At 61.6% G+C, this 790-nt stretch carries 1 protein-coding gene; it reads left to right on the forward strand.

The genetic code is table 11. The annotated features are described in order from the left end of the window. Window positions 1–98: 98 nt before the first annotated feature. Window positions 99–749: an HAD family hydrolase gene (locus tag OC610_RS28270; protein ID WP_264432984.1), complete on the forward strand. Its 651-nt coding sequence runs from the start codon at window positions 99–101 to the stop codon at window positions 747–749. Window positions 750–790 lie beyond the last annotated feature (41 nt).

The following is a 790-nucleotide window of genomic DNA, read 5'->3' on the forward strand; positions in this document are numbered from 1 at the left end:
TACACACAGCTTCTACAGGCCCAGCGGGAGCGAGCGTCTCGCCACGGGTTTGCCGAACGCCTTAAGCCAACAGCGTGACCCCATTGCCAGGACCCAACATGCACTACCAAACCGTACTCTTCGACCTCGACGGCACCCTCACCGACCCACGGGAAGGCATCACCCGTTCGATCCAGTTCGCCCTGGGCAAACTGGGCATCGACGAACCCGACCTCACCCGCCTCGAACACTTCATCGGCCCGCCGCTGTTGCAAGCCTTCATGCAGTTCTATGACTTCGACGAAGCGAAAGCCTGGGAAGCGGTGAACTTCTATCGCGAACGCTTCAAAGTCACCGGCCTCTACGAAAACCGCGTATTCGACGGCGTCACGCCCCTGCTGGAAACCCTCGGCGGCCAAGGCCGGCAGCTCTACATCGCCACCTCCAAACCGTGGGTCTTCGCCCGGGAAATCGCCCGCCACTTTGACTTCGCCCGGCACTTCAAAGTGATCTACGGCAGCGAACTGGACGGCACCCGCACCAACAAAGTCGAGCTCATCGCCCACCTCCTGGCCGAAGAAAGCCTCGACCCGGCCAACACTCTGATGATCGGCGACCGCAAACACGACCTGATCGGCGCCCGCGAAAACGGCCTCGACGCCGCAGCGGTGGGGTATGGGTTCGGCAGTTTCGAAGAACTGAACGCAGAAAACCCGGCGCACCACTTCCAGACACTGGAAGAGCTGCACCGGGCATTCCTGCGGGGTTGAAGAACTGAGGGCAAGCGAGAACCCGTGGCGAGGGAGCTTGC

It is taken from the genome of Pseudomonas agronomica, from assembly GCF_025917275.1.
GTDB lineage: Bacteria > Pseudomonadota > Gammaproteobacteria > Pseudomonadales > Pseudomonadaceae > Aquipseudomonas > Aquipseudomonas agronomica.

Coding starts and splice junctions, on each gene's coding strand:
- OC610_RS28270 (WP_264432984.1), top strand. CDS start 99: ATGCACTACCAAACCGTACTCTTCGACCTCGACGGCACCCTCACCGAC.